The organism is Psychrobacter sp. 1U2, from assembly GCF_051847575.1.
This window is the reverse complement of sequence record NZ_JBPYDC010000800.1, coordinates 1-828: the sequence shown is the minus strand read 5'-3', so window position 1 is coordinate 828 and position 828 is coordinate 1. Positions and strand designations below refer to the sequence as shown.

Below are 828 nucleotides of genomic sequence, written 5' to 3'. Positions count from 1 at the left end.
ATTGCATCCGATAGATCAAACACGCTAAATTGAGCGTCATTGACTAAGGCAGCTTGTAAGTCTTTGACGTCTAAGGCGACGTTGGTAGCAGGCTTAGAGATGTTGTTTTCTGTAGTCTTATCGCTATTTGCCATCAATTGCGGTGCGAACAGATAAGACAATCGCCATAACGTTTGATAAGCACTTAAGAGATGATGCTCGGTATGGGACATGAGTAGTTGCCACGCTTCTTGCGATAGTTTCAAGCCAAACTGCTGTGCTTGTATCTACAATAGCTGCTGACGTTGTTGTTCATTATATAAATTGCAATCAATAACGTGACCATATTGAGCAAACGGTGCGAACCATTTACTGCTCTGAGACCGCTTGTCTTGTTTAGATGTTAACCATAACAAACTATGATTATGCGCTCCTGTTTGTGCCTCTTGAGCGAAGCGTTCTAGCTCAGCGATGACGGCTTTGTCTGGTTTATGGTTGCCCGTCACGATGAGCGCGCTGGCATCGTCGAATAAAGATTGGCTACCCAGCTCTGACAAAACTTCTTGCCAGCTTTTAACAGATATTAGCTCAATACGCTTAATCGCGTAGTTTTGTGCGCGCCAGTGTGGACGCATGGTATCGATAAGCCATTGACTCAGTAACGGCTCATTACCATGTGCAAGCCACAAGCCTGCGACTGCAACGGTAGGTTGTAGTAGCTTTGGATAGGCTTGTATAAAGGTGTCTTGCATAAGGATTGAGCCATAACCTTTTAAGGTTGAAAAATTAAGGTATAAAAGTAAACAATAATAGCTTGAGCTACCGATCTAAGGGTTGGGTGCAACAATG

Annotated in this window: 1 protein-coding gene and 1 pseudogene; both read right to left on the bottom strand. The window is 43.7% G+C overall.

From position 1 onward, the window contains the following. A pseudogene (locus ACS8FD_RS18815) lies at positions 1–245 on the bottom strand (DNA polymerase III subunit delta); the annotation flags it as partial. Between the two features lie 21 nt (positions 246–266). Beyond that, positions 267–731, bottom strand: a complete 465-nt coding sequence (locus tag ACS8FD_RS18810) for a DNA polymerase III subunit delta (protein WP_439276971.1) — start codon at positions 729–731, stop codon at positions 267–269. Positions 732–828: the final 97 nt, after the last annotated feature.